The organism is Mesorhizobium sp. M4A.F.Ca.ET.050.02.1.1 (assembly GCF_003997725.1).
Lineage (GTDB): Bacteria > Pseudomonadota > Alphaproteobacteria > Rhizobiales > Rhizobiaceae > Mesorhizobium.
This window is the reverse complement of the sequence record NZ_RZSG01001083.1, coordinates 1-1,568: the sequence shown is the minus strand read 5'-3', so window position 1 is coordinate 1,568 and position 1,568 is coordinate 1. Positions and strand designations below refer to the sequence as shown.

2 protein-coding genes and 1 pseudogene are annotated in these 1,568 nt (G+C 66.7%); 2 read left to right on the top strand and 1 reads right to left on the bottom strand.

The window, feature by feature from the left end:
• Window positions 1-301: 301 nt before the first annotated feature.
• Together EOA33_RS35165 and EOA33_RS35160 are read left to right on the top strand one after the other, a co-directional pair.
• A complete protein-coding gene (locus EOA33_RS35165) occupies window positions 302-535 on the top strand; it encodes a DUF1289 domain-containing protein (RefSeq protein ID WP_126054494.1) in 234 nt (77 codons plus the stop codon).
• A 13-nt stretch (window positions 536-548) separates the two neighbouring features.
• Complete coding sequence (locus EOA33_RS35160; protein ID WP_126054493.1) at window positions 549-1,253, top strand: TIGR02281 family clan AA aspartic protease; 705 nt, start codon at window positions 549-551, stop codon at window positions 1,251-1,253.
• Window positions 1,254-1,259: 6 nt separating this feature from the next.
• Here the strand turns inward: EOA33_RS35160 and EOA33_RS35155 are convergent.
• Window positions 1,260-1,568, bottom strand: a pseudogene (locus tag EOA33_RS35155) (hypothetical protein); the annotation flags it as partial.

The following is a 1,568-nucleotide window of genomic DNA, read 5'->3' as shown; positions in this document are numbered from 1 at the left end:
TCCGCGCGCTGTTTGCCAAGGCCGTAGGCTTTTCGGCCTTGGCAAACAGCGCGCGGATGTGCGCTTCGGCCGCCAGATCGGCCGGCGGCAGATTGGCCAAGAGGTTGCGGAAATCGTCGAAAGGCGATGCGCTGGTCATGCGGACTACATCGTTGCTGAAAGTTGTGAGCGGCATAGACGTCTTGATCCGCCGGCACAATCCTTTCGGTCACTGACGCGAAAACACCAGCGCGCGCCGTATTCCCCAGGGCTTGCATTGGCCTTGGCGTTGCACCATGTGGAAGTAGCGCAAGAGAACATCATGACGGCCATAGAATCTCCGTGCATCCTGGTCTGTTCGATCGACATGAAAACCGGCTACTGTTTCGGCTGCGGCCGCACGCGCGACGAGATTGCTGCCTGGATCGGGATGGCCCCGGAGGTCCGCCGTGCTGTCATGGCCGAGCTGCCGGCTCGGCTGGAAACGGTGGAACGCAGGCCACGGCGGGAAACGCGCCGCGCCCGCATGGCGCGCGAGCGAGACGTGCTGTCGTGAGCGGACAACGCCGATGAACCGCCTGTTCTGGATCCTGATGGTGGTGATCGGCGCCGGCGCGCTGCTGCTGATGCTCAACGATTCGGCCGGCAGCACGTTTGGCGTCGACAACTACGATTTCAGCCGGCTGATCTGGCTCGGCGCGTTCGGCACGCTGATCGGCGCCGGTCTGCTGCGCTCCGGCAGGCCGCTCGGCGACATCGCACGCAATCTCGGCACCTGGGCGGCCATCGTGCTGGCGCTGATCGCCGGCTATCAATACCGCTACGAGCTGCAGGATGTCGCCAGCCGGGTGACGGCGGGCCTGATCCCCGGCAGTCCGCTGGCGCTGGGCGTGGAGGACGGCCACGCCACGGTGACGCTGGACAAGGCCGACAACGGCCATTTCGAAGCGCGCATCCTGGTCAACGGTGCAGCAGTGCGCGCCGTCGTCGACACCGGCGCCACCAGCATCGTGCTGACCGCGGAGGATGCGCAGGCCGCCGGCTTCAATCCAGCCGCGCTCAACTTCACCATATCGGTCTCGACCGCCAACGGCATGGCGCGCGCCGCCGCCGTGAAAACCGACGAAGTGGCGATCGGCGGCATCGTGCGCAAGGACATGGCCGTGATGATCGCCGCGCCCGGCATGCTTGGCCAGAGCCTGCTCGGCATGAACTTCATCGGCTCGCTGTCGGGGTTCGACGTGCGCGGCGACCGCATGGTCCTGCGCGACTGAATGCCCTCAGGCCGCTTCGGCCGCCGTCCCGTTGAGGTCGACAGCGGCAAAGGCAGTCTTCAACACATCCGGTCCGGCGCCCGGCCGTGTTGCGTCCGTCGACAGGATCTGCCGGTAGCGGCGCGCACCCGCCAGCCCGTGGAACAGGCCGACCATGTGGCGCGTCACATGGCCGAGCCGCCCGCCCTTCTCGATATGGCGCGCCGCTACCGGCAGATCCTGTCGACGGACGCAACACGGCCGGGCGCCGGACCGGATGTGTTGAAGACTGCCTTTGCCGCTGTCGGGGTTCGACGTGCGCGGCGACCGCATGGT

Coding starts and splice junctions, on each gene's coding strand:
- EOA33_RS35165 (WP_126054494.1), top strand. CDS start 302: ATGACGGCCATAGAATCTCCGTGCATCCTGGTCTGTTCGATCGACATG.
- EOA33_RS35160 (WP_126054493.1), top strand. CDS start 549: ATGAACCGCCTGTTCTGGATCCTGATGGTGGTGATCGGCGCCGGCGCG.